This is a genomic window from Streptomyces sp. NPDC023481, from assembly GCF_055560195.1.
This window is the reverse complement of sequence record NZ_JBVHJE010000008.1, coordinates 20,429-43,693: the sequence shown is the minus strand read 5'-3', so window position 1 is coordinate 43,693 and position 23,265 is coordinate 20,429. Positions and strand designations below refer to the sequence as shown.

General features: G+C 70.6%; 18 protein-coding genes. 12 read left to right on the top strand and 6 right to left on the bottom strand.

Going from position 1 to position 23,265, the window contains the following annotated elements:
* The first annotated feature begins 297 nt into the window (after positions 1-297).
* Both ACZ3ZD_RS17605 and ACZ3ZD_RS17600 read left to right on the top strand, forming a co-directional pair.
* The gene (locus ACZ3ZD_RS17605; RefSeq protein ID WP_467397956.1) at positions 298-3,912 is read left to right on the top strand and encodes a trypsin-like peptidase domain-containing protein; all 3,615 of its coding nucleotides are present in this window, start codon (positions 298-300) and stop codon (positions 3,910-3,912) included.
* 130 nt (positions 3,913-4,042) lie between these two features.
* On the top strand, positions 4,043-4,990 hold the full coding sequence (locus tag ACZ3ZD_RS17600; protein WP_467397954.1) for a bifunctional riboflavin kinase/FAD synthetase: 948 nt from the start codon (positions 4,043-4,045) through the stop codon (positions 4,988-4,990).
* Positions 4,991-5,108: 118 nt separating this feature from the next.
* Here ACZ3ZD_RS17600 and ACZ3ZD_RS17595 read toward each other — a convergent pair whose 3' ends face one another.
* The 3 genes from ACZ3ZD_RS17595 to eccE form a co-directional block, all read right to left on the bottom strand.
* The gene (locus tag ACZ3ZD_RS17595; RefSeq protein ID WP_467397951.1) at positions 5,109-8,270 is read right to left on the bottom strand and encodes an SCO5717 family growth-regulating ATPase; all 3,162 of its coding nucleotides are present in this window, start codon (positions 8,268-8,270) and stop codon (positions 5,109-5,111) included.
* A 300-nt stretch (positions 8,271-8,570) separates the two neighbouring features.
* Positions 8,571-9,320 (bottom strand): hypothetical protein, encoded by a 750-nt coding sequence (locus ACZ3ZD_RS17590; RefSeq protein WP_467397949.1) that lies wholly within the window; start codon positions 9,318-9,320, stop codon positions 8,571-8,573.
* Complete coding sequence (gene eccE / locus ACZ3ZD_RS17585; RefSeq protein WP_467397946.1) at positions 9,320-10,675, bottom strand: type VII secretion protein EccE; 1,356 nt, start codon at positions 10,673-10,675, stop codon at positions 9,320-9,322. The genes ACZ3ZD_RS17590 and eccE overlap by 1 nt, the downstream gene beginning before the upstream one ends.
* 206 nt (positions 10,676-10,881) lie before the next feature.
* Here eccE and eccB point away from each other — a divergent pair, with 206 nt between their 5' ends.
* Both eccB and mycP read left to right on the top strand, forming a co-directional pair.
* On the top strand, positions 10,882-12,405 hold the full coding sequence (eccB, locus tag ACZ3ZD_RS17580) for a type VII secretion protein EccB (protein ID WP_467397944.1): 1,524 nt from the start codon (positions 10,882-10,884) through the stop codon (positions 12,403-12,405).
* Positions 12,406-12,429: 24 nt separating this feature from the next.
* Positions 12,430-13,707 carry a type VII secretion-associated serine protease mycosin gene (mycP, locus tag ACZ3ZD_RS17575; protein WP_467397941.1) on the top strand — a complete coding sequence of 426 codons (1,278 nt, stop codon included), beginning with the start codon at positions 12,430-12,432 and terminating at the stop codon, positions 13,705-13,707.
* Between the two features lie 100 nt (positions 13,708-13,807).
* Here mycP and ACZ3ZD_RS17570 read toward each other — a convergent pair whose 3' ends face one another.
* Positions 13,808-14,167, bottom strand: coding sequence for a DUF4333 domain-containing protein (locus ACZ3ZD_RS17570; protein ID WP_467397940.1), 360 nt, complete (start codon positions 14,165-14,167; stop codon positions 13,808-13,810).
* A gap of 320 nt (positions 14,168-14,487) precedes the next feature.
* Here ACZ3ZD_RS17570 and ACZ3ZD_RS17565 point away from each other — a divergent pair, with 320 nt between their 5' ends.
* The 3 genes from ACZ3ZD_RS17565 to ACZ3ZD_RS17555 are packed head-to-tail and all read left to right on the top strand — an operon-like array spanning position 14,488 to position 16,662.
* On the top strand, positions 14,488-14,793 hold the full coding sequence (locus ACZ3ZD_RS17565; protein ID WP_467397938.1) for a hypothetical protein: 306 nt from the start codon (positions 14,488-14,490) through the stop codon (positions 14,791-14,793).
* Positions 14,794-14,824: 31 nt separating this feature from the next.
* Complete coding sequence (locus ACZ3ZD_RS17560) at positions 14,825-16,117, top strand: putative T7SS-secreted protein (protein WP_467397935.1); 1,293 nt, start codon at positions 14,825-14,827, stop codon at positions 16,115-16,117.
* Between the two features lie 32 nt (positions 16,118-16,149).
* Positions 16,150-16,662, top strand: coding sequence for a hypothetical protein (locus ACZ3ZD_RS17555; RefSeq protein WP_467397933.1), 513 nt, complete (start codon positions 16,150-16,152; stop codon positions 16,660-16,662).
* Positions 16,663-16,723: 61 nt separating this feature from the next.
* Here the strand turns inward: ACZ3ZD_RS17555 and ACZ3ZD_RS17550 are convergent, their stop codons facing one another.
* Complete coding sequence (locus ACZ3ZD_RS17550; protein ID WP_467397931.1) at positions 16,724-17,440, bottom strand: hypothetical protein; 717 nt, start codon at positions 17,438-17,440, stop codon at positions 16,724-16,726.
* 660 nt (positions 17,441-18,100) lie between these two features.
* On the opposite strand from ACZ3ZD_RS17550, the gene ACZ3ZD_RS17545 reads away from it, so the two are divergent.
* The 5 genes from ACZ3ZD_RS17545 to ACZ3ZD_RS17525 all read left to right on the top strand — a co-directional run bounded on the left by ACZ3ZD_RS17545 (position 18,101) and on the right by ACZ3ZD_RS17525 (position 22,440).
* Positions 18,101-18,511: a hypothetical protein gene (locus tag ACZ3ZD_RS17545; RefSeq protein ID WP_467397928.1), complete on the top strand. Its 411-nt coding sequence runs from the start codon at positions 18,101-18,103 to the stop codon at positions 18,509-18,511.
* A 2-nt stretch (positions 18,512-18,513) separates the two neighbouring features.
* Positions 18,514-20,265, top strand: coding sequence for a WXG100 family type VII secretion target (locus ACZ3ZD_RS17540; protein ID WP_467397925.1), 1,752 nt, complete (start codon positions 18,514-18,516; stop codon positions 20,263-20,265).
* A 90-nt stretch (positions 20,266-20,355) separates the two neighbouring features.
* Positions 20,356-21,594: a S8 family serine peptidase gene (locus ACZ3ZD_RS17535; RefSeq protein WP_467397923.1), complete on the top strand. Its 1,239-nt coding sequence runs from the start codon at positions 20,356-20,358 to the stop codon at positions 21,592-21,594.
* Positions 21,595-21,720: 126 nt separating this feature from the next.
* The gene (locus tag ACZ3ZD_RS17530) at positions 21,721-22,065 is read left to right on the top strand and encodes a WXG100 family type VII secretion target (protein ID WP_467397920.1); all 345 of its coding nucleotides are present in this window, start codon (positions 21,721-21,723) and stop codon (positions 22,063-22,065) included.
* A 75-nt stretch (positions 22,066-22,140) separates the two neighbouring features.
* Positions 22,141-22,440 carry a WXG100 family type VII secretion target gene (locus tag ACZ3ZD_RS17525; protein ID WP_467397917.1) on the top strand — a complete coding sequence of 100 codons (300 nt, stop codon included), beginning with the start codon at positions 22,141-22,143 and terminating at the stop codon, positions 22,438-22,440.
* 188 nt (positions 22,441-22,628) lie between these two features.
* On the opposite strand, the gene ACZ3ZD_RS17520 is transcribed toward ACZ3ZD_RS17525, so the two are convergent.
* Complete coding sequence (locus tag ACZ3ZD_RS17520; RefSeq protein WP_467397915.1) at positions 22,629-22,886, bottom strand: hypothetical protein; 258 nt, start codon at positions 22,884-22,886, stop codon at positions 22,629-22,631.
* Positions 22,887-23,265 lie beyond the last annotated feature (379 nt).

Below are 23,265 nucleotides of genomic sequence, written 5' to 3'. Positions count from 1 at the left end.
CGCCGCGCCAGCAGTCGCCCTTGGCGCGCCGCCGAGCCGCCGCCGGGCCCGCGCCGTCTGCCGTGGAGCGGTGGCCGGACACACCCCCGTGCCCGGCCACCGCTCCACGGGTCCCCCTCGGTTCCCCCACCCCTAGGGTTATCCAGCAGCCACCGCCTATTCACCCGACCGGGCAGGCGCTCGGAGTGAAGTGGGGGAGCGGAAGGGGGCGCGTTCGCTGGGTGATCTGTTCCGCCGATCATCGCGCGCCTACCGTCGAGGAGAGGGCACGGGGAACGCGGCGGGGAGGTACGGCGTATGGCGGGACGGGGCCCGCGCACCGGAGGCGGACGCCGGGAGCAGGAACGGACGTCCGGGGAGCAGCCGTACGGCCAGTGCACGCACGCGTACGGGGACGGCGCCGGCGGACTCGGCGTGGACGACGCGGCCCGGGCCGGCGGTGCCGACGCCGACACCGCCCTCGTACGGATCCGGGACCTGGCCGGGCGCCCGCGCGGGTACGGCTTCCTCGCCGACCACCAGGGCACCCTGCTCACCAGCCACGAGGCCGTCGACGGCCTGCCCCGGCTGGCGCTGCACGCCCCCGGGGACCGCACGTGCGTGGTCACCGCCGACGCGGTCACCCCGCTGCCCGCGCTGGACCTCGCCCTGGTGCGCACCGAGGGCCTCGGCGTGGACCCGCTGCCGCTGACCGTGCGGGAGCGCGTCGCCGCCGGCACCTACGTCCAGGTCGCCGCCGGCTGCTGGCGGGAGGCGCGGGTGCTGGCCGCCACCGAGGCCACGTACACCGCCACCGACGGCTTCCACCTGCTGGACGACGTGCTGGAACTCGCCATCGGCACGGCCGGCCGGGACGCGCTCAGGCTCGGCGGCGGCGCGGCCGGCGGGCCGGTACTGGACGCCGGTACCGGCGCCGTACTGGGCGTCCTCGGCACCGCGCTGCGCACCGCCCAGCGGGACGCCGGCTTCGCGGTGCCGCTGCGGCCCGCCGACGGCGCCCTCGCCGACCTGCTCGCCCGCAACGCGGCCACCGTGCCCGCCTACGGCGCCGACCTCAACCTCGCCGGCATCCTCCAGCTGACCACCACCTCCGTGGCCCAGGACGGCCCCCCGGACGCCCTCACCGGCCACCCGTGCGCCATCGAACCACTCGAACGCGCGGACATCGTCCGGGAGTTGGCCGCCTTCACGGCCGGCGACCGGCCCGTGCTCGGCCTCGTCGGCGCCCCCGGCAGCGGCCGTACGACGGAACTCGCGGCGCTCGCCGCCCGCCGCGCCCGAGGCGAGCGGCCCGCCCCCACGCTGTGGCTGCGCGGCGCCGACCTGGAGGACACCGACGACTCGGTGGCCGACGCCGCCCGGCGCGCCCTGGAACGCGCCGCCCGGATCGTCGCCGCGTCCCGCCGTGTGCGGCCCGAGGACCTCGGCGACATCAGTCCCGAACACCTGGCCCAGCGCGCCGCCCGGGCCGGCCGCCCGCTCCTGCTCCTCCTCGACGGCCCCGAGGAGATGCCCCCCGTCCTCGCCCACCGCCTGGCCGCCTGGACCCGGGGCACGGCCACCTGGCTCGGCGAGACCGGCGCCCGCCTGGCGGTGGCCTGCCGGGAGGAACACTGGGAGCACACCGGCAACGCGTTCCCCAGGGCCCTCCTCCACACCCCGGACACCCCGGTGCCCCCGGCGCGCGATCCGGCCGACGAGGGAGCTTCCTACCCCGCTTCCCCGGCACCCACGGACCCCCTTCCCCCCTGTGTGCGGATCGGGGACTTCGGTGTGGACGAGGGCCGGTCGGCACGGCGTCGGTACGGAATCCCGGACGGGGTGCTGGCCGAGCGGGACGAACGGCATCCGCTGGTGCTGCGGCTGCTGGCGGAGGTGCGGGCAGCCGTACCCGACGCCCCCGCCGCCGACCCCGTCGACCGGGACGACGTGTTCGCGGCCTACCTCGACCTGATGTGCCTGCGCGTCGCGGTCCGCCTCGCCGCGGCCGGCGGCCTGCGCGGTACGGCCGTACGCCGGCTGGCGGCGCGCGTGGCCGGGCAGGTGCACGAGGCCGCTCGGCGCAGCCTCGGTCCGGGCCAGGGCGAGCTGGACCGGGAGTCGTTCGAGGCGGTGTTCCCGTGGGGACCCGCCCCGGCCCGGCTCGGCGGCGGTACCGGCTGGGCCTCCGCCGTCCTCACCGAGGGCCTCCTGGTGCCCGCCGGCGGCGGCTACCGCTTCGCCCACGAGGAACTGGCCGACTGGATCCAGGGCATGCACCTGGACCTGGACGAGGCCCTGCGCGCCCTGGTGCACCACCCCGACGAGCCGCACGACGGCGACCACCCGGTCCCGGTGCCCCACCACCGCGTCGGCCCGGTCGTGCAGGCCCTGCTCCTCGTCGCCCGCCAACAGGGCCCCCGGCAACTGGCCGAGAAGCTGAAGGAGTTGGTGGAGGCGCTGGACCGCGACACCGGCTCCTGGTGGGCCGCCCGGCTGCTCGCCCGTACCCTGCAGCAGGTCCCGGACGCCACGCCGTACACCGAGGTGCTGCGCCTGCTCGCCGACCGCGTCGTCGCCTGGCGGCGCGCCGGGCGGACCGTACCGGCCGACTTCCGCCCCGCCCTGTGGACCGCCCTGCCCGCTCCCGACGCCGAGCGCCTGGACCTGCTGCGCCGGCTCGTGCTGGCCGACCCGGCGCCGCCCACCACCGGGGACCGCTACCTGGACGCCGTGGCCGGCCTGCTCGCCACCGCCCCCGACGTCGTACGGCCCCTGCTCACCTGCTGGTTCACCGACGAGCGGCCGCTGCCCGCGACCCCGCACGCCACCGTGGCCACCGCCGCGCAGGCCCTGCTGCACACGCACCGGCACGGCGCCCTGGACGACCTCACCGAGGTGCTGGTGGCCTGCGCGCACCGGCGCGCCGACGAACTGCTCGCCGTCCTCGCCGAGGACGAGCCGTCGGCCCTCTGCCGGGCGGTCGACCGCTGGGCGCACGACGAACGCCCCGCCCGCCGGGTGGCGGCGGTGGCGTACGGCCTGCGCGCCGCCCCGCACGTCCGCTCGGACACGGACCGCGACCTCCTGCGCCGCACCGCCCTCACCCTGCTCACCCGCCCCGCCGACTGCACCCTGCACGGCGGCGCCCTGGCCCTGCTGGTCCGCGACCCGCACACCCGCGACCCCTACCTGCCCGCCGCCCTGCGCCACTTCGCCGCCGGCGACCCCCAGTTCCCGCCGAGCGCACTGGCCCCGGCCCTGACCACGCACCCGGAACCGGTCCTGGAGGCCTTCCGCACCCGCCTGAGCGCGCCCGACGCCGGCACCCCGGAGACGGCGGCGGTCCTGCACGGCCTCGTCGAGGTCACCACCCCCGCCCTCGCCCCCCGCGTCGCCGCCCTCCTGCGAGGCGCGGTACGGCTGCGTCCGGAGACCACCGGGCACATCGCCGGCCACCTCGACCGCCGCCTCGAACAGGGCCCCACCGCACGCCCGGTCCTGCTGCCCCTGGTCACCGGCCTGCTCCACGACGGCCCCGACCAGCTCCGCGCGGCCCTCGCCACCGTCCTCGCCGCCCCCGGCACGCCCGTCTCCCGCCCGCTCCGCCGCGAGCTGCTGGAGTTCCTGCTGGCGCGGGAGCAGGACCCGGCCGTCCTGGACGCCGTCCTGCACGCGGCGGTGGAACCCGGGCGCGACTGCGCGGACGAGGTCCGCGGCCTCGTCCACCGCACCGGTCTGCTGCTCGTCCGCACACCCGAGGGCGCCACCCGTTTCGACCGCGGCCTGGTCGAGCTGGGCCGGCAGGCGCCCGGATTCGCCGCCCGCATGGCCCGCTGGCTGACCGAGGCCCCGGACGACTGGGCCGCCGTCGTCGGACCCAGCACCCGGCGCATGATCGAGAACCTCGCGGGCGTACGGGTACCGGCCTGACCCGCGCCGGGAACGTGCGCCCGGTCACAGCCTCCATGCCGATGCCGGCCCGGGCCACCCGGCATGGCACCCTTAGACCTGCACAACGAGGTCAGGACAGACACGGACAAGGGTTCGAGGAGCGGTCACAGTGCAGCGCTGGCGTGGCTTGGAGGACATCCCCGAGGACTGGGGGCGCAGCGTCGTCACCATCGGTTCCTACGACGGCGTCCACCGCGGCCACCAGCTGATCATCCGGCACGCCGTCGACCGCGCCCGCGAACTGGGCGTCCCGGCCGTCGTCGTCACCTTCGACCCGCACCCCAGCGAGGTCGTCCGCCCCGGCAGCCACCCGCCGCTGCTCGCCCCGCATCACCGCCGTGCCGAACTGATGGCCGAGCTGGGCGTCGACGCGGTCCTCATCCTCCCCTTCACCACCGAGTTCTCGAAGCTGTCGCCCGCCGACTTCGTGGTGAAGGTCCTGGTGGACAAGCTGCACGCGAGGGCGGTCGTGGAGGGCCCGAACTTCCGCTTCGGCCACAAGGCGGCGGGGAACGTCGAGTTCCTCACCGCGCAGGGCAAGGTGTACGACTTCGAGGTCGAGGTCGTCGACCTGTACGTCACCGGCGAGGCGGGCGGCGGCGAGCCGTTCTCCTCCACGCTGACCCGCCGCCTGGTCGCCGAGGGGGATGTCGCCGGCGCCCGCGAGATCCTGGGCCGCCCGCACCGGGTGGAGGGTGTCGTCGTCCGCGGCGCCCAGCGCGGCCGCGAGCTGGGCTTCCCGACCGCCAATGTCGAGACGCTCCCGCACACCGCGATCCCCGCCGACGGCGTGTACGCCGGTTATCTGCACGCCCAGGGCGAGATCATGCCGGCCGCGATCTCCGTCGGCACGAACCCGCAGTTCGACGGCACCGAGCGCACGGTGGAGGCGTACGCCATCGACCGCGTCGGCCTCGATCTGTACGGCCTGCACGTCGCCGTCGACTTCCTCGCCTACGTGCGCGGTCAGGCGAAGTTCGACACGCTGGAGGATCTGCTGGAGCAGATGGCGGCGGACGTGAAGCGGTGCCGGGAGATCGTGGCGGCGGAGGGGTAGACCCGTGGACCTCGCGGAGTAGTGAGGCGCGAGGAGTGGGGCGCGAAGCCCGAAGGGCGGCCGGTGCGATGAGCACCGGCCGCCCTTCTCCGTTGTCCGGCCTCCGTACTCCGAGGCCCTACTGCTGGGGCGGCGCCTGCGGGGGCTGCGGCTGACCGGGCTGGGGCTGGGGCTGCCCGGGCTGCGGATAGCCCTGCTGCTGCGGGTACGGCTGCTGCTGTGCGGGGGCACCGTACGGCTGACCCGGCGCCTGCGGGTAGGGCTGCCCCGGGGCCTGCGGATACGGCCCACCGGGGTACGGCTGACCAGGGGCCTGCGGGTACGGCTGGCCCGCCCCCTGCGCGTACGGCTGACCCGGCGTCGCCTGGCCCGGCATCGGCGGGGCGGCCACCGGAGGCGGGTTGCCGTCACTCGTCCACAGCCCGTGCGCCTGCTGGTGGCGGGTGAAGTCCTCGGCGATCAGCGCGGCGAGGTTGAAGTACGCCTCGCGCGTCTTCGGCCGCATCATGTCGAGGTCGACCTCGGCACCGGCGGCCAGGTGCTCGTCGAAGGGCACGACGACGACCCCGCGGGTACGGGTCTCGAAGTGCGCCACGATGTCCTCGACCTTGATCATCTTGCCGGTCTCGCGCACCCCGGAGATCACGGTCAGCGACCGCGACACCAGGTCGGCGTACCCGTGCGCCGACAGCCAGTCCAGCGTCGTACTGGCGCTGCTCGCGCCGTCCACGGACGGCGTGGAGATGATGATGAGCTGGTCGGCGAGGTCCAGCACCCCGCGCATGGCGCTGTACAGCAGTCCGGTGCCGGAGTCGGTCAGGATGACCGGGTACTGCCGGCCGAGCACGTCGATCGCGCGCCGGTAGTCCTCGTCGTTGAACGTGGTCGAGACGGCCGGGTCCACGTCGTTGGCGATGATCTCCAGGCCGGAGGGGGCCTGGGAGGTGAACCGCCGGATGTCCATGTACGAGTTGAGGTACGGGATGGCCTGGACCAGGTCACGGATGGTGGCCCCGGTCTCCCGGCGCACCCGCCGCCCGAGCGTACCGGCGTCCGGGTTGGCGTCGATGGCGAGGATCTTGTCCTGCCGCTCGGTGGCGAGGGTGGAGCCCAGCGCGGTGGTCGTCGTGGTCTTCCCGACGCCGCCCTTGAGGCTGATGACCGCGATCCGGTAGCAGGACAGCACCGGCGTACGGATCAGCTCCAGCTTGCGCTGCCGCTCGGCCTCCTCCTTCTTCCCGCCGAGCTTGAACCGGCCGCCCACCGCCGCGGGCCGCCCGCTCTTCGCCTTCTGCCTCTTGTTGTTGAGCAGCCGGTCCGACGACAGCTCCACGGCGGCGGTGTAACCGAGCGGCGCGGCACCGGGGTTGGTCGGCTGCCGCTGATCATGCTGCACGGCCTGCGGCCACGCGGCACCGGAACGGGGATCGACGGGAGCCGGCTGGGCCTGGGCCTGGGGGGAGGCCGGGTCGGGGGCCTGCGGGGACTGGGGGAAGCCGTAGCCGCTGGGCGTGTTGGGGGCCGGCTGGGGCGCCGGGGGCTGCGGGAAGCCGTAACCGGCGGGCTGCGCCGGGGGGTTGTGCGGAAAACCGTAACCAGCCGGCGGGGTGGGGCCGTTGGGCCCCGTCTGGTGGGGCACGGGGTTGGCCTGACCGGCCTGGTGCCACGCGGCGGGCGCGGGCTGCGGTGCCTGGGGCTGGAACGCCGGCTGCTGCCCAGGCACACCGACGGGACCCTGGGCGGCGGCCGACTGAGCCTGCTCACCGGGGGCGGGGCCGGGGTGCTGGGGCGTGGGCTGGTGCGGAGCGGGCTGCGGTCCGGGCTGTTGAGGGGTGGTCGGCTGGGTGCCGGGGTGCTGCGGCGTGGTCGGCTGCGGGCCGGGCTGTACGGGCCACTGGGCGGCGGGGGCCGGGGCAGCGGGCTGGTACGACGGCGGCAGCGGGGGCAGCCCGTTCGGCGCCCCGGGCGGCGGGGCCCAGCCGGGCTGGGGTGCCGGGGGAGCGGGGGATACGGCGGGCGGCCCGGCCTGGGGAGCCGGGGGGTGGGGGAAGCCGTAGCCACCGGGGTGTGCCGGGGGGTTGGGGGCGCCGGGCTGTGCCGGGGCGGTGGGGGTGCCGGGCTGAGGGGCGGCGGCCTCCGGGGTACCGGCCGGCGGGAAGCCGTAGCCGGCGGGCTGTGCCGAGGCGGGCAGGCCGGCCTCGGGGGTGCCGGCCGGCGGGAAGCCGTAGCCGGACTGGGCGGCGGCGGGCTGGGGCACGCCGGCCTCCGGGGTGCCGACCGGCGGGAAGCCGTAGCCGCCGGGGTGCGCAGGGGCGGCCTGGGGGGCGTCCGGCTGCTGGACGGCGTTGTCGGAGGCACGGTCGGCCGGGGTGCCGTCTTCGGACGTGTCCGGCTGCGGCACACTGCCCTCCGCCGAGGCGTCCGCAACGGCCTCAGCGGCACCTTCCGGGGCATCGGAACGCACGGCGTCGGCGCCACCGACCTCCGCAACCGCATCCCCGGCGTCGCCGGAGCCGTCGGCACCAGGCGTGTCCGCCTCGTCGGCGACCACCTGCTCATCCCCGTCGGCCACCGCCCCCGCGCCGACGTCCTGCGGCCCGGCACCGGCCGCAGATGATTCTCCGGCGGAACCCTCCGGGACCGCATCCGGAGCCGCCTCCGCAACCGCCCCCGTACCCTCGTCACCCACCGCAGCCGGGCCCTCAGCGGAGCTGTCGTCGCCCTCGGCCGGGACCGGGACCGGCGTCTCGCTGGATGCCGTGCGGTCGGCGATCTCGGCCATCTGGCGCTTCAGGGCGACGGCGGAGAACCGCATGGTCGCTCCGCTCTCCAGGTCCCCGTTGTCCGTCTCCGGCTCGGCCACGGAGGGGGCGGCAGGCTCGGGCTGCTGCGGCTCGAAGCCGTCGGGCAGCCGCGGCACAGGAACCGGCTCACCGGCAGGCGGCGCGGGCTGTGCGGGCGGGGGAGCGTACGGGGTGCCCTGTGGCGGGGTGGCAGGCGGTGGCGGAGTCGGCCCCGCTACAGGAGAGTTCGCGGGGAACGGCACGCCCGGAGCGGCGGGAGCGGTGGAAGCCCCCGAGTCGCCGGCGCCCCCGGTGAAGCCGCCCGCGCCCCCCACACCGCCCGGGCCCCCGGCCGTACCGGACGCGTTCTGGGTGTACCAGGCGGGAGGAGCGTAGTCGATGGTGAACTCGCCGGTGGTCTCGACGGCCTCCGCGTCGGGCTGGTCATCGCCGGGTGTGTCCCAGCCCCCGCGCATCCCGTCCCGATCGCTGCTCACAGTTCCTCCTGGTGTGGTCGAGCACCCTCATGCCGTGCCGGGGCGACCATGTCGTGTCGTACCGAGTCGTCCGTAGTCGTTCGGGCGGTCCGATGCACCGAACCAACCCCAGGACACCGACGCCCGGCTCACGGGTCCTGCCATCGCGCCCGCTCCCAGCCTAATCACCAAGAGCCACACCTCGGCAGGCCCGTCCACCTCTCCGCGCCCGCCCACCAGGTCACCGCGGGCCCGGAAACGCCCCGCCCGGCCCGCGATGCCGCCACGACAGCCCGAACAAAAGGGGCAGAGAAGGGCAGTTCAGTCCATGCGCCGAGGTGTGCCCAACAATCCGATCTCGGCGTCAGTGGGTTGGGTCAGCACATACTGCCGGTCACGGTCGGTGCACCAGAGGGTGACACCGTCGGGCAGCGCCGGCAGCGACTCCACCTCGGTCCGCGACAGCCCCATGGTGCGCCCGAGTTCGGCAGCCTCGTCCGGCGAGACCCGCTGGATACCGGCGAGCCGCGCCTGCCGCAGCAACCGGGGCGCGACCGGGCTGAGATACGGCAGCAGGGTCAGCACCGACTGCCACGGCCCGGACACCACCCGCCCGCGAGGCGGCCGCATACCGCAGTCCCGCACCACCAGCACCGGCGTCCCCGCGGACGCACCCTGCGGCGGCACCCGCCCCACGTCGTACACGGACAACCCGTTCTGCCCGCCACCCATGGCATGCACCATCTGCATCCACGCCTGCGGCCGCCCGGTCTCCACAGCAACCCGGGCCCCGGTGGCAGCGGACCGCAAGGCCAACACCTGCGCCGTCCACAGACCACCGATCAGCACCACGTCATACGGGGTAGGCCGATTAATCCCCAACACGGCCGGCTGACCCTCGGCGTCGACACCGGCCACCACACCGTCGTCGCCTATGGGCAGCGTCAGCGTGTCCGCTTGTTCCACAGGCAGCGCGTGCCGCGGATGGCGGGGGCCCAGCAGGCCGAAGCCGGTGCGCAGCCGTTCGCCGAGGCCCGGAGCCGAAGGGACATGTGTTGTCGGCGTGGTCATCAGCGGGCACCTCCGAGCGGCAGGGTGGCCAGAACGCCGGGAAGCTGTTCCCGGTCCAGGCGCGCGAGCTCGGCCCGTGCCTGCTGCGCGGCACTCTCCAGATCGCGCCGTGCGTCGGTGAGTTCCTGCTTGCTGCGACCGGTGATCCGCACATGGCCGGTGATCACCACGTCCTGCTGCTCGCCCTTGGCCAGGGTCAGGCTGAACGTCGTCGCCAGCGCGGGAACCGCGGTCAGCCGGGCAACGAGCTCGGCCAGCGAGCCGCCGGATCCGCCGAGCTGAGGCCAGCGACGCACCCAGTAGGTGGTGTGCCGACGGTTGTCGCAGCGCCAGCTGCGGCTCGACTCCTCGGTCCGGCGCTGCGGCGCCTCGCCCCGCCCCGCCTGGGCCGTCACCATCGGGTTGGCACACGCGGACGTGGCGATCGCAGCCGTCAGCTCCTCCTCGGTGAGCACGTTCGCCCGGAAGCCGGCACCGGTCAGCCGGCTCGACAGGTGCACGGCGGAGCGCGCCAGGCACTTCTGCGCCCCCAGCAGCCCGCCGCCGCGCGCGGCCACCGCTTCCGGGCACAGCTCGGGGTCGAGCTTCAGCGCGATCCAGGTGATGCGGACCGCCGGGGAGCCGGTCTGGGCCTGCAGCGGTGCGTAGTTGCTGACCACGACCGACTGCTGGGGCAGGTGTAGTGCGGGCGCGGGCTGGGTGTGTACCACGACCTGCGCCGACTCCAGCCGGATGCCGTCGACTTCGAGGACATCCCGGACCAGAGCTATGGGCAGTGGCCGTCGGCCGTGCTCGGCACGCAGCGCGTCGACGTCCGACTCCACTTGGAGCACGGCGGTCAGGAAGCCCCCGTCACCCACCATTCCGATCGGCCGCTGATCGCGGTCGTCGCCGCGATTGTGGCTGAACGTGCGCAGGGCCGGGTCGCACTCCACGGCCGGCGCGAAGCCGGAGTCGGTGCCCGGCGGCACCGGCGCCGCCCGCCGTATGCGGGCGCGCATGGCCAGCAGGGTGCAGAGCCATTCCGGCAGGGAGCGCCCGCGGCGCCTTATGACGGCGAGCGCCAGGAGGACCACGGCGAAGGGGGTGGCGGCGATCAGCCCGCCCGTGCCGAGCAACCACCCGCACAGCACGAGCGCGCCCGCGATCTCCAGCAGCACCAGCCGCTGCACTGCGAACGAACCGCCGCGGCCCGAACGGGACTCAAGCCGCGGCGTGTAAGCACCCTGGTAGGGCGTGGGCGCCTGCTCTGTGTTGCCCTGCCGGGAGGAAGAGCCGCGGGCACCCGGCCGGCGTACGCCACCCGATCGTGACCCTGATTGCGATCGCGACCGGGCCCGCGTTGCGGAAGCCATCACTTAAAAACCCCCGAACTCTCCTGAAAACCCTTGCGCTCCGGTCCCTTCAAGCCCTGAGCACCCTACCCGTGCCACCAGCACGTCCACGCAACAGGCATAGTAGGGGCCGGGTCTGACAGTCGAGGCACCAGAGGCAACCGAGGGCGGGGGACGGATCTTCACAGGTCCCCCACGGCTCCGCAACGGGGAGAGAGCGGACACAGATGGCATCACGGCGGGACGAACTCAACGCCTACACCTTCGCGAAGCGCCGCACGCTCGCGTCCTTCCTGCAGCCTTCCCCGTCCGGCTCCGAGGAGGGCGCTCCCAAGCCGCTGGGCGCGCTGGTTCCCGGCCTCGTCGTCGGTGTCGTGATTCTCGCGGTGTTCGGCGCGGTCGGCATGTTCAGCCCCACGGCACCCAAGGGCTGGGACACACCTGAAGAACACGTCATCGTCGCCAGCAAGTCGACCACCCGGTACGTCGTCCTGGAGACGGGCAAGCAGAAGCAGCTGCACCCGGTGCTCAACATGGCCTCGGCCAAACTGCTCCTGGACCCCGGCAAGGCCAGCGTCATCACCGTGGACGAGAAGATCCTCGACAGCGGCAAGCCCCCGCACGGTGCCACCATCGGCATCCCGTACGCCCCCGATCGCCTGCCCTCCCCGGACGAGGCCGAGGCCGCCAAGCGCTGGGCGGTCTGCGAGCGGCCCGGGGACGGCGGCCGAGCCATACAGAAGGCGGCGTTCGTCCTCGCGGAAAAGGAATGGTCCAAAACGGAGGGGCCCGACAAGCTCACCCGCGGCGACCTGATGTACGTCGTCGGGCCGGACGGCAAGAGCCAGTACGTCGTCGACGCGCGAGGCACCGCCTACCCGATCGCCGATTCGGGTGACAAGGAACTCCTCAAGGCCCTCGACACCCGGGGCCGCGCCCCGCAGCGCGTCTCCCAGCAGTGGCTCGCCACCCTGCACAAGGGGAGCGAGATCGCCATCCCGAAGATCGATGGCGCCCCCGGTACCAAGGCAGGGGCCGGGATCATGCCCGCCCAGTACGACAAGGTAGGCGAGGTCATCAAGGCGTACGACGGGCAGGTGCTGCGGTACTACGTCGTCCTGCGGGGGAAGGTGGCCCGTGTCTCCGAGTTCACGGCCACGCTCCTGCTCAACAGCGGCCAGCTGCTCAACGTGGGCCAGGCAGGCGAGGCTCAGCAGGTCAGCCCCGGCGCCGTCGCCGACAGCACGACCTTCGACGAAGACAAGATCTGGCCGGCGTACAGGCCGAGGACGGTGAACGACGGCTCCAGTGCCACCAGTGGCCGCAACACGGTCTGCAACGTCCTGCGGTCCGTCGGCGGCAAGGGGAAGACCACCCTGTCCACCTGGGTCGGCAAGGACTTCCCCGCCCAGCTCCCCACCGGTTCCTCCAGCGCCTACGTCACCCCCGGCTCCGGCCAGCTCTACCGGCAGTTCCAGGGGACGGCAACCAAGGCCGGCGGCGTCTTCCTGGTCACCGACACAGGCCTGCGCTACGCCCTGCAGTCCAACAGCGACAGCGCCACCGAGGACAAGGGCATCGGCACCTCCGCGAAGAAGCGCAAGGAGGAGCTGGCCGAGGCCAGGATCGCCCAGACCCGCCTCGGTTACGAGAAGCTGACGCCCACGCCCATTCCGCTGGAATGGTCGACTTTCCTGCCGACGGGCCCGCGTCTGTCGGAGGCGGCGGCACGACAGCCGCAGGGTTCGTAGCGGGCCCCGGAGGAGAGCGAACTCATGCTGAAGGCAAGGACGTCGGGGGTCGCGGCGCGTACGGCCCTCGTGGCCGGCGCGGTGGCCCTCACCGCGACGACGACCGTGATCGCCCTGCCCGCTGCCCCGGCCCGGGCGGACGTCGGCCAGTGCACCTTCCCGTCGAAACCGTACGCGGGCCGGCCGTGGGCGCTCCAGCGCGTCAATCTGGACGAGTTGTGGGCGCAGTCCAGAGGCCAGAACGTCCAAGTGGCCGTGATCGACACCGGAGTGGACGTCAAGAACCCGCAGCTGACCAAGGCCGTGAACGTGGCGAAGGGCAGGAACCTGCTCCCCGGTGAGAACCGCAAGGGCGAGAAGATAGACCGCGGAAACAAGTCGGGCACCACCGACACGGTTGGCCACGGCACCCGCGTGGCGGGCATCATCGCGGCCCGCCCGGCGAAGGGCACGGGCTTCGTGGGCCTGGCCCCGGATGCCACGATCATCCCGATCAAGCAGAACGACGCGGAGGGCGACGGTACGGCGGACACGCTGGCCGATGCGATCAGGTACGCGGTCCAGGCGGGCGCCGACGTCATCAACATCTCCCAGGACACCTCCGAGCCGCTCGACCCGAAGGACTCGACCCTGAAAGACGCCGTCGACTACGCCCTGGGCCGAAAGGTCGTCGTCGTGGCCTCGGCCGGCAACGACGGCCTGGGCGGCAACGTCAAGGCCACGTACCCGGCGTCGTACGAGGGCGTCCTGGCCGTGGCGGCCTCCGACCGCAACAACGAACGGGCGGCCTTCTCGCAGTCCGGAGACTTCGTGGGCGTCGCGGCGCCCGGCGTCGACATGATCTCCACGGTCCCTGGCAACGGCCACTGCTCGGACAACGGTACGAGTTTCTCGGCGCCGTATGTGGCGGGCGTCGCCGCCCTGTTGAAGTCCAAGTACCCGGACTGGACGGCCCAGGAGGTCGTCGCCCAGATCGAACAGACCGCGGAGCGCTCGATTCCAGGACATGACAAGCTGGTCGGGTGGGGTGTCGTAGACCCTGTGAAGGCCCTCACGGACGTGGACCCGACGCGTCCCCTCCAGTCCCCCCGTCCCGAGGACGGCATGGTCAAGGGCGAGGCGCCGTCGGTAACCCCCCTGCACTTCGGTGAGACGGCCGAGGAACGCGACAGCCGACTGGCGACCTACACGGTCGTCGGCGGCCTGGTCCTGGTGGCCGGGTTGGCCGGCACGGCCGTGGCGGTCCGGGATGCCCGCCGCAGGCGCGGCGGACGGGCACACGGCGGCCCCCGGACATCCTGACCGCGGGGCTCTCGTACTCGCGTCGGGGACACGCAAAGGCGGCGGCACCATCGGGGGACCGCCGCCGTAAGCCCTACCGCTCCACCCGCGCCACAGCCAGTCAGTTCGCGGGCGGAGATGCCTTGTCGTCGGCCTTGATGTCGAAGTTGACCTGCTGACCCTTCACGGAGGAGACGGTCACCGTCACCCCCAGTGTGCTGCCGTCGTCCGCCGTGAGAGTGCAACGGGTGGTGGTCCCGACCTTGCCCACGAGGTCCTCCGGACAGGTGATGTGCGGCTTCGGACGGCCCGTCTGGGCGGCGAGCTTCTCGGAAACCGTGGTCGCCAGTTTGTCCGCAGACAGCGTCGGCTTCGGCTTCGGCTTCTCCACGGTGACCGAGCCTGAGCAGCCGACGAGCACCACACCGGCGGCAACGGCCGCAAGGCCCCAGGCTGTTGCGGACAGGCGGGCTGTGGTCATTGTGGGCTCCATTGCAGATGATCAAAGAGAACGCCCGAAGCATACCGGCAAGCTATCCGGCCTGCCGATGGAGAGGCTCCATGAATTCTTCACCATGACTTCCGACATTCTTCACTGCTTCGCGCGGCGGGCGCACCGGCTTTCGTATCTCGTCGGAACGCACGGCGTATGAGTGTCCGGGGCGGTGCCCCTGCCCGGCAGGTGTTGTGTGGGGGCGGTGAGCTGTGGTTTAGCAGGGTGGAGTTGGTGCTAGCGTGGCCTGGTCATTCGCCAATACACGCGTGTTCAGGCGGCGTTGGTAGCAAAAGGATGGGTATCTCGTGTCGGCTGATCTGGGAGTGGGGCCCGGCGTCCTCAAGAAAGGCGCTTCGGACATTCTGGAACTCCTCACGCCGGTCGAGAAGGTGGACATGAAGGAGCCGTCCGAGCAAGGTGATGCGCTCGGAGATGATTCGGCGGCCTCGACATTGGTCACGTTCTGCGCCACCTGGGAGTTGGGAGCCGAGTTCCTCGCCGACTGCGCGGCGACCCTGGCGGGCGGACTGAACTCGGCGAACAACGACTATGCGGAGACGGACGCCGCCATCCGCGACGCGGTGAACTCGGTCAAGTCGGACTTGAGTTGAAGACTGGGTTAGAGACAGGAAAACCGAATCCATGGCAACCGAGCTGGGGTCGACGACCGACCCCAAGGAGCTCATCCCGGGAGACCCCGGGAAACTGACCGCGCTCGCCACCACCTTCACCGGCTGGTCCGCGAAGTTCGACAAGATCGGTGACGGTCTGCGCGACCTGAAGATCTCGGGCTGGAAGGGCGAGGCCAGTGAGGCCTTCTGGCCCACCTTGGCCAAGGAGCGAGCCAACTGGTACCGCGCCTCCGACGCGATGTCGGGAGCGGCAACGGCGATCACCTCGTACTCCTCCACGCTGGGCTGGGCGCAGAAGCAGGCCTCGACGGCGATCGAGCAGTGGAAGTCCGGGGATCACGAGGCGGCGGAAGCGACGCTGAACGCCGCGCGCAAGCAGCTCAAGCCCGAACTGGAGAAGCTGACCAAGAAGCTCGACGACCTCGCTGGCGGTGCCGCGCACAGCCCCGGCTGGCTCGCGGACGCCAGACAGCGGGTTGACGACTGGAAGTGGATCCAGGATCACGGGATCGGCAAGACCACACAGAACCGCTGGAAGTGGGAGACGGAACATTGGTTGCCGAAGGGCGACGGCTTCCACCGCACTGACAAGGTCTGGGGTAAGGACGAGGACGGCAACTGGTTCGTCCGGGACAAGCCTGCCCAACCGGGTGAGGAAGAGGAAGCCGCACCGGGCAGGAAGACCAACCTGACGGTCAAGCTGGCCGAGTGGCAGGGCGGCGCCAGTGCGTGGTCCGGCGGCGCCAACGGTGAGACGTCCTTCTTGGGCGACGGCAAGATGAAAGGCTCGCTCGGCGTCTCCGCGCTCGGAGTCGACGGAACGGCGGGCGCGAGCATCACCAACGGTCAGCTGCAGGCCGGAGTGTCGGGAAGTGCGTACCTGGCACAGGCTTCCGCGAACGGCAGCGTGGGGTACGGCATGGCCTCGGGGCAGGCGGAGGCGAAGGCCTATGCCGGTGCCGAGGCATCCGCCACGGTGGGTGCAGGCAAGGACGGGCTGCACGCCGGAGCGGAGGCGTTCGCCGGAGCCAAGGCCACCGGGTCGGCCTCCGCCGACGTCGGCGGTGTCGGCGCCGGTGTCAGTGGCGAGGCCTGGGCGGGCTTGGGTGCCTCCGCCAAAGCAGACCTCGGAATGAAGGACGGCAAGTTCACCATTGGCGGCGAACTCGGGGCCGGCTTGGGCGTCGGCGGCAAGGTCTCTTTCGACGTCACCGTCGATCCGGGCAAGATGGTCGACTCGGCCGGCGACGCGGCCGACTGGGTCGGAGACACCTGGGACGACACGGTCGGTAGCTGGCTCTAGGCTGAACTGGCCCATCAAGGAAGTGAGTCACCATGACGGCCACGTTGCCGGTCAAGATCTCGTTCTCGTTGCCGGAGGGCTGGGAGGCCGCGCCGCCGGACGAGGTGGGAGCGCCCGGCGTCGCCTTCGTCGCGCTCCACCCCGCCTCAGTCGACGGGTTCACCGCGAACATCACCATTGCCGGGCGGATGCGCAACGACAGTGCCACCATGTGGCAGATCGCCGACGAGTCGGTGCAGCGGTTGGAGCAAGCAGGGACCGTTGAGGTCCTCAAGAAGGCCGAAGTGGGAACCCCGGACATCCCGGGCCTCACGGACTCGCCGGGAGTCGCGCAGAACCTGCGCCTCCACACCACCCTGAGGGGTGAGCCGCTGGAACTGCTCCAGAGCCAGGTGTACCTCGGCATGGAGGACGTCAGGAATCCGGCGAAGCGCGCGGTCATCGAATTCGTCCTCACCGCGAAGCCGACGCAGCTTCCGCAGGTGATCGACGACTTCAAGGCCTTCCTTCGGACGGTGCGTCCCGCCGAGGAAAGCGCCGCCTGAGCGGCAGAGTGCTCCTTTCCCCGATGACCACCGGCCTCGGGGAAAGGAGCACGGTCATTACTCAGGCGGCAGCCCAGGCATCCTCCGGGATCCTGTCCAGGACGTCGCACAGGTAGTTCAACTTCTCCTCGACGAGCTGCGGGGACAGGGTGCCCCGACACCATGTGAACAGTTCGTTGTCACGCAGCTGGAGTGGGGACTTCTCGGTTCCGCGATCTGACAGCAGATAGGGCACCACTGCGCGACCCAGAACGTTTCGGACGAATTCCTCGTCCTCCGTGACGACCCGAAAGCCCCGATCGAATTCCGGCACACCGATCTGCGTCTTGGGCCTCCGGTCGAACAGCCTGTCCAGCAGCCTAGGCGGGAGTATCTGGGTGAACGGCCCCGAGCCGGGCGCGGTGACGATGAACACCGCCTCGATGGTGGGCTGTTTGCGTTCCCCCACGTCAGCGCCCGACGAGACGTTCATGAAGCGGTACTCGAAGCACTCGAAGGCGCGACCGCGGAATTCTCCCGTGGTGTGGTGCCAGGTGCGCAGATTACTCCCGCGACCAGGAAAGGGGCGAATGCCACAGTATTGGTCGATCCGCCCCTGTGTGCGAGGCTCGTACGTCCAGCCGCGTTCCGGAGCGATCCGGGCAAGCTGTGCGTAATCCTCCCGGGTGCGCGCGTCCTTTTTGCGCCCGCGCGCGGACACGGTGAACACCAGGGTGAACATGCCCGCGATGAAGGCGAACAGCAGCACCAATACCAGGATCCCAGCCCATTGCTCCATGACCCCAGATTACGGCGGGCCTGGGTGCTCCCGTGAATCTGGCCTTTCGCTTCAGGGAGGGCTACGCGGGACTGCCCTCGTAGCCGGGTCGGTCGAAGGGGCGCCCACGCCCACCTTGTGGCTGACGCAGCGGACAGGCTGCTTGCCTTCGCCGACCCGGGTGCGAGGCTCGCCCCCACTCCGGGCGTCGGCAACACCCTGCGGATCGTGCTCGGCGCCCTGGTCGCGGTCGTGTGGCCGGCGCCGAGGGGCGTGGCCTGCCAGGTGACGCCTTTCGGACGAAGTCGCCGGAGCTCGGCACCGACGGTGCGTGGAGATTTGATGTAGATCACACGAGCGTGACGCGTGCACGTTTTCAGGTGTGTCCATCGTTGGCTGACGAGGCGGTGACACACGAAGTTGTCGCGTGCGCGCTCGCTCGTCACAAACCGGCGATCCCCGGCGAAGTGCAGCACCTGGGGTGGCGGCGATACCGAGCCAACACACCTGCCTGGTTGGACGGGTTGGGCGAGTTGACTAGAGTGGTAAACGCGTTGTGAGGCGCGACTCGCTTTGCGATCGTACGGCGAGTGGTTGGTCGGCCTCCGGTTTCGGATCGGCCGATGGATGTACGGGGAAACGGGGAGGAGCGTCGTGCTTCCGTCAGACATGGTGGGGGGCGTGTCGGCGACCAGGGCGGCGAACCTGGAGGCCAGTGGCGCTGCGCTGGACAAGTTCGTTGGCCAAGTGGACAAGGTGCTCGGCGCCCTCGAAGGGTCCGCCGGCAACCCGGCGAAAGTCGGCGCACAGACGATCAAGGCTTCGTCTCTGACGTCGGGTGGGGAGAGCGAGTTTCCTGAGGCGCACGGTCTGTACAAGCAGTACACCCGGGTCCATCACGAGCTGACGACCCTGTCCAGGACCCTGCACCTGCAGATCGAGGCGATCGGCATCGCGGTCACCGGTGCGCACAGGGGCTTCGACAATCTCGAAGAGGAGCAGCGGCAGCGGTTCTGGGCGATCCAGACGCAAGTCAAGCAACTGCACGACACGCAGCGCGGCAACGACGAGCGAACCGGTACGGGGTACTGACGATGGCAGACAAGAAGCATGCGGAAGACCTGCATCGCGTCTCGCAACAGAACTCGATGGCCGACGTCGTCAGAGATGTCGAAGACGGTTCGCTCCCGTTCCTCGGCATGGCACGCCCGGTAGTCGAAGCCACCTCTTTCGGGCGGGCCGTCGCCGCCAGAACGGACTTCGACAAGCGCGATCTCGACCTCAACAAGATGATCGACCTGGTCGAGACGACCGACCCGGAGGACCTCGAGTCCTCCGGCAAGGCCCTGTGGGATGCGCGCGATGCCATCAAGAAGGCCGCCGACGACCTCAAGGCCAACATCGATCAGGTTCATTGGGTCGGAGCATCGGGCGAGGCCTTCCGCGGCTGGGGTGAGAACCTCGTCACCAACACGCACCACCTGAGCGAGTTCGCCGGAGCGGCGGGCGACCAGATCACCGCTGCCGCGGTGGGTCTCGCGGCCGTGCGCGGTGCCATGCCGCCTCGTGACACCAGAGCGGACCCGAAGCGGCCCGAGAAGTTCACCGAGGCCGAGAAGACCGCGAACGCGAAGGACTACGCCGCCGCTGTCAAGGTGGAGAAGAACCGCCAGGAGGCGATCAACCAGATGAACCGGTTGTCGTCGTACTACGCGGTCTCGGAAGAGGTCCTGGCGTCCCTGCCGGCGAAGGACCAGACACCGAACTTCACGTCGATGCCCGACGTGGGCGTGCCCCATCCGCGGCCCGACGACTGGTATGGGGTCGACCGTCCGACGGCCACTGCTGGCTCGCATACGACTAGCGGAACGGCACCGGCCATCAATCAACACACGACCGTGGTGGGGGCGAACCATGGCGCCCACCACGTCACCGGCGAGACCGCTCCGTCCCATGCCCCGACGGCGCCTAACACGCACACGGTTCCGCTCCCCCAAGAGCCGCCCATCGGTACGAACATCGACAGCACCGGCACGCTGCCTCCACCTACGACTCCGCACACGACCGGTCAAACTCCGCCGATCACGGGCACGCCTCCAATGGGCGGGGATCAGTCCGATCCCCTGGGCGGAGCCGGCTACCGGGTCCCGTTGCCCAGTCCGACATCGGGCCGAAGCCAGAGTGGTTCGTCTGGGTACCGTACCCGCCCTCCCTTCGCTCAAGGGAGGGCGGGTACGGCCGGGCTGACCAATCCCCAGGGCCCCGGACGCACCGCGGCACAAGGCCCCATGGAACAGACGGGACGTGCCACGTCGACGGGACAGCCCGCAGGCAGGGGCACCGCGACCCCGATGGGTCGTGCGGTCGCCGGTGGTACGCCGCGGCCCGGCGGCTCGGCGGCACAGCGTGGGAACGCCACACCGGCCACCGGCGCCGGCCGTTCCAACGGAGTCGTGGGGGGACGCCCCAAGGCCACTGGCAGTCCGGTCAAGGGTGGGGCGAGGATTCCCCGCGGCACGGTCGTCGGGGCCGAGGGACAGGCCAATACGCAGTCCAAGGCCGGTCGGCTCGGTCAGCGTGGTGTCTTCGGTGCGCCCGAGTCCGCGGCGCAGGGCGCGAAGCCGACCGGTTCGACCGGCTCTCGTCCCCCTGCGGATACGCCCGAGGCCGTCACAGCCAGGCCGACTGGGCGGAACTCTGGCGCGGCAGCCCAGCGGAACGGGATGACGCGGGGTGGCGCCGGTCTTGTACGCAGTACCGACCGGAAGCGAAAGCCTGAGGATGTGGACGAAGAGCAGCATGTGCCCGACAAGCCCCGGCGTGACGTGCCGCCGGTGACGAACTGACCGCGAGCGAGGACACGGAAGACCATGAAGTCAGGGATGAGCCGACGAGCCGAGCGGACTGGGCTCCACGGGACGCATAGCGGTAGACGAGTGCGTGCCCTGGGTGCCGTCGTCGGCGCCCTGGCGGTCGTGACCGTCGGATTTGCTCCTAGTGCTGTTGCGGACGATGTCCAAGCGAAGCAGTGGTACATGGGGCCGATGCAGGCCGAGCAGATGTGGAAGGTCAGCACAGGGAAGGGTGTCAAGGTCGCCCTCATCGACACGGGTGTGAACGCGGGCACTCCGTCGCTCAAGGGCCAGGTTCTGACCAGCGAGACCCCGAGGTCAGTCGCATACCGCTCGACGGACGACTACGTAGGCCATGGGACGACCATGGCGGAGCTGATCGCTGGTACGGGAGCCGGTGGCGGCCTGAAGGGTCTGGCGCCGGGCGCGAAAATCGTCCCGTACCGGGTCGAACTCAAAGGTCTGAAGGGCGGGGCGGAAGAGAAGAAGAAGACTCCTGACCCTGCAGCCGCGATCAGGGCGGCAGCCGACACGGACGCGAAGATCATCAACATGTCGTTCGGAAATGCGGCGGCCTTCCCCGAAGTGGAAGAGGCCGTCAAGTACGCCGCCTCGAAGGGCAAGCTGCTGATCGCCGCAGTCGGTAACCAGGGGGGAGAGTCGGGGAACTACATCGGATACCCGGCCGCATTCCACTACGTAGTCGGTGTGGCGGCGTCCGATGAATCCGGCACGGTCTCCAAGTTCTCCTCGTCCGGGAACTACGTAGACTTTGCGGCACCAGGCCAGGACTTTCCCGGTTGGTGCGACGCCTCCTTCCACTCGTACTGCGACAACATGAACGGTACGAGTTCGGCAGCGGCGATCACCTCGGCGTCCGCGGCGTTGATCTGGTCGGCGCATCCCGACTGGACGGTGAACCAGGTAACCCGCGCTCTGGTCGACACGGCCGGCCGTAAGTGGGCCAAGAACGACCCGAGCAAGTACCTCGGCTACGGCACCATTCGCCCCCGCCTGGTTCTAGCGAACCCCAATTACAACCCTGGCCCTGCGAACGTCGATCCGCTCGCCAAGGAGAACGGCGGAGACCTGCTGGCCAAGTCCGCAACTTCCTCCGCGCCGTCTACCTCCCCCTCCTCCTCCGCATCAACCCCGTCACAAGCCACGGAAAAGGGTTCGACCGGCGGGACTTCGGCGACAGGATCGAGTGCGGAGTCGTCCAAGGACGACAAGTCCCTCTGGGTCGTGCTCGGCGCCGTGGCAGCGGTCGTCGTGGTCGGCGGTGGGGGCGTGGCCGTCGCGCGGGCCAAGCGTGCCAGGTGACGTCCTCAGCCGGCTGCAACCCTGTGCTTTTCGCATAGGGCGTGCAGTACGAGCTCACCGCCGTGGCGCCGTGCGCGGCTGCGGTCGAGACAGTTGGACCAAGAGACAGACACAGAAAGGGCTGAGATGGCCGACAACAAGCAGAAGCTCGAAGATGCCTCAGTAATCCACCTGCAGAAGCAGATGCTGGAGAAGTACGAGGGGATCCGCAAGCGGGTGCACGGGCTGCAGGGCGTGATCGACGGCCTGGAGGGCCAGTGGCACGGTATCGGCCGTGCCGCCTTCGACTCCAAGCAGTACGAGATCAACCAGTCGCTGCAGGCCATCGGCGGCATCCTCGGTGACGTCATCGAGGCCATGACCGCGACGCGCAACATCAAGGACAGCAAGGAAGACGAGGTCCGCGCGGCCGTCAACAAGATCGACGTCCGGGACGGTGCTCCCGCCGCGTCTCCTCTGAGCTCCTACTGATCCGAGCGGTACCCAGGACTTCTGCCGACACCCGGCGCATCCACAGATACACATCAGTGAGACGAGGTAACAGGTATGGCCAACAACGCTGACGGCCTGTCAGTCACTTATGACGGTCTCGACGTCGCGGCGACCAAGATCGGCAATGAGGCGAGCGAGCTCGAGCGAGACCTCGGGGAGCTGCGGCGGCTGGTCGTGAGTAGCCTGCAGTACTGGGAGGGCCAGGCCCAGGACACCTTCAACGAGAAGCTGAACCGCTGGGACAAGGAGGCGAACGACATCCACCAGGCACTGGCCGGCATCGGCCACGTCGTCGCCCAGTCCGGCGGTACGTACATGGAAGGCGACAAGAAGGCGGCCAGCTACTTCCGGTAGGCCGAGTCTCGCCGAAAACAACTCCAGGGTGGGCGCGCGCGGGAGGCGCCCACCCTGCTGTTGCGTCGGGCCCCAGGATGCCGGGCAGAGAGACGAGAGGCGCTGCTGAATGGTGCCGTCTGCGGAGCTGTTCTCCTGGTGGCTGAATCAACTCAGCTGGCGTACCTCTTGCCGCTTACCGAGTTCGATCACGGATCGGGCACCGCAGTCGGCAGGTCGGCTTGCGAGGCGCAGCCTGCTTCCCGGGCGACCGCGCGGGAGACGGAGTTGAGGATCGCCATACGGTCTTGGTCGACACTGTCCCCATGCAATGTGGCGCCACTGGACGAAAGTTCTGCTTTCACATAATCCGTGTCGCCGATATAAGCGTTTTTGGATACTGCTCTGGTGGGGCAATGGAAGAACAGGTCAGCGCCGCTGGAGCCCACTTGGGCGTACAGTCCCACAGGGAATCTGACCTTGTTTCCGTTGACTTGTTTGTCGGAAGGTGCAGGGTAAGTCTCGGATGCCGAGAAGCGCATCTCGAGTAGGGGCTTCCCGCTCTCGTTACCAGTTTTGTACACCCAGCACGCCGTGCGCTCGCGATACTCGTCGTGCAGGTGCCTGACTGCGTTTCGTACGGTAAACGTGCGAGGCCTTCCAGTCTCAGTGGCACCCGTCGATTCGTCAAACCGGTCAGTGCCGGCCAAGTGTTGCAACGCTTGCCTGGCGGAAGCGTCGAGTGCTCCGTCGCAAACCTCGCTCGCAGTCGACCCCGACGCCTTCTCCTGCTCTTGCTCAGCGTTACGGCTGCAGCCCCCGACAAGCAGCGCTGCAGCCGTAAGC

Coding starts and splice junctions, on each gene's coding strand:
- ACZ3ZD_RS17560 (WP_467397935.1), top strand. CDS start 14,825: ATGGCAACCGAGCTGGGGTCGACGACCGACCCCAAGGAGCTCATCCCG.
- eccE (WP_467397946.1), bottom strand. CDS start 10,675: ATGGCTTCCGCAACGCGGGCCCGGTCGCGATCGCAATCAGGGTCACGA.
- eccB (WP_467397944.1), top strand. CDS start 10,882: ATGGCATCACGGCGGGACGAACTCAACGCCTACACCTTCGCGAAGCGC.
- ACZ3ZD_RS17550 (WP_467397931.1), bottom strand. CDS start 17,440: ATGGAGCAATGGGCTGGGATCCTGGTATTGGTGCTGCTGTTCGCCTTC.
- ACZ3ZD_RS17605 (WP_467397956.1), top strand. CDS start 298: ATGGCGGGACGGGGCCCGCGCACCGGAGGCGGACGCCGGGAGCAGGAA.
- ACZ3ZD_RS17555 (WP_467397933.1), top strand. CDS start 16,150: ATGACGGCCACGTTGCCGGTCAAGATCTCGTTCTCGTTGCCGGAGGGC.
- ACZ3ZD_RS17590 (WP_467397949.1), bottom strand. CDS start 9,320: ATGACCACGCCGACAACACATGTCCCTTCGGCTCCGGGCCTCGGCGAA.
- ACZ3ZD_RS17525 (WP_467397917.1), top strand. CDS start 22,141: ATGGCCAACAACGCTGACGGCCTGTCAGTCACTTATGACGGTCTCGAC.
- ACZ3ZD_RS17570 (WP_467397940.1), bottom strand. CDS start 14,167: ATGACCACAGCCCGCCTGTCCGCAACAGCCTGGGGCCTTGCGGCCGTT.
- ACZ3ZD_RS17540 (WP_467397925.1), top strand. CDS start 18,514: ATGGCAGACAAGAAGCATGCGGAAGACCTGCATCGCGTCTCGCAACAG.
- mycP (WP_467397941.1), top strand. CDS start 12,430: ATGCTGAAGGCAAGGACGTCGGGGGTCGCGGCGCGTACGGCCCTCGTG.
- ACZ3ZD_RS17530 (WP_467397920.1), top strand. CDS start 21,721: ATGGCCGACAACAAGCAGAAGCTCGAAGATGCCTCAGTAATCCACCTG.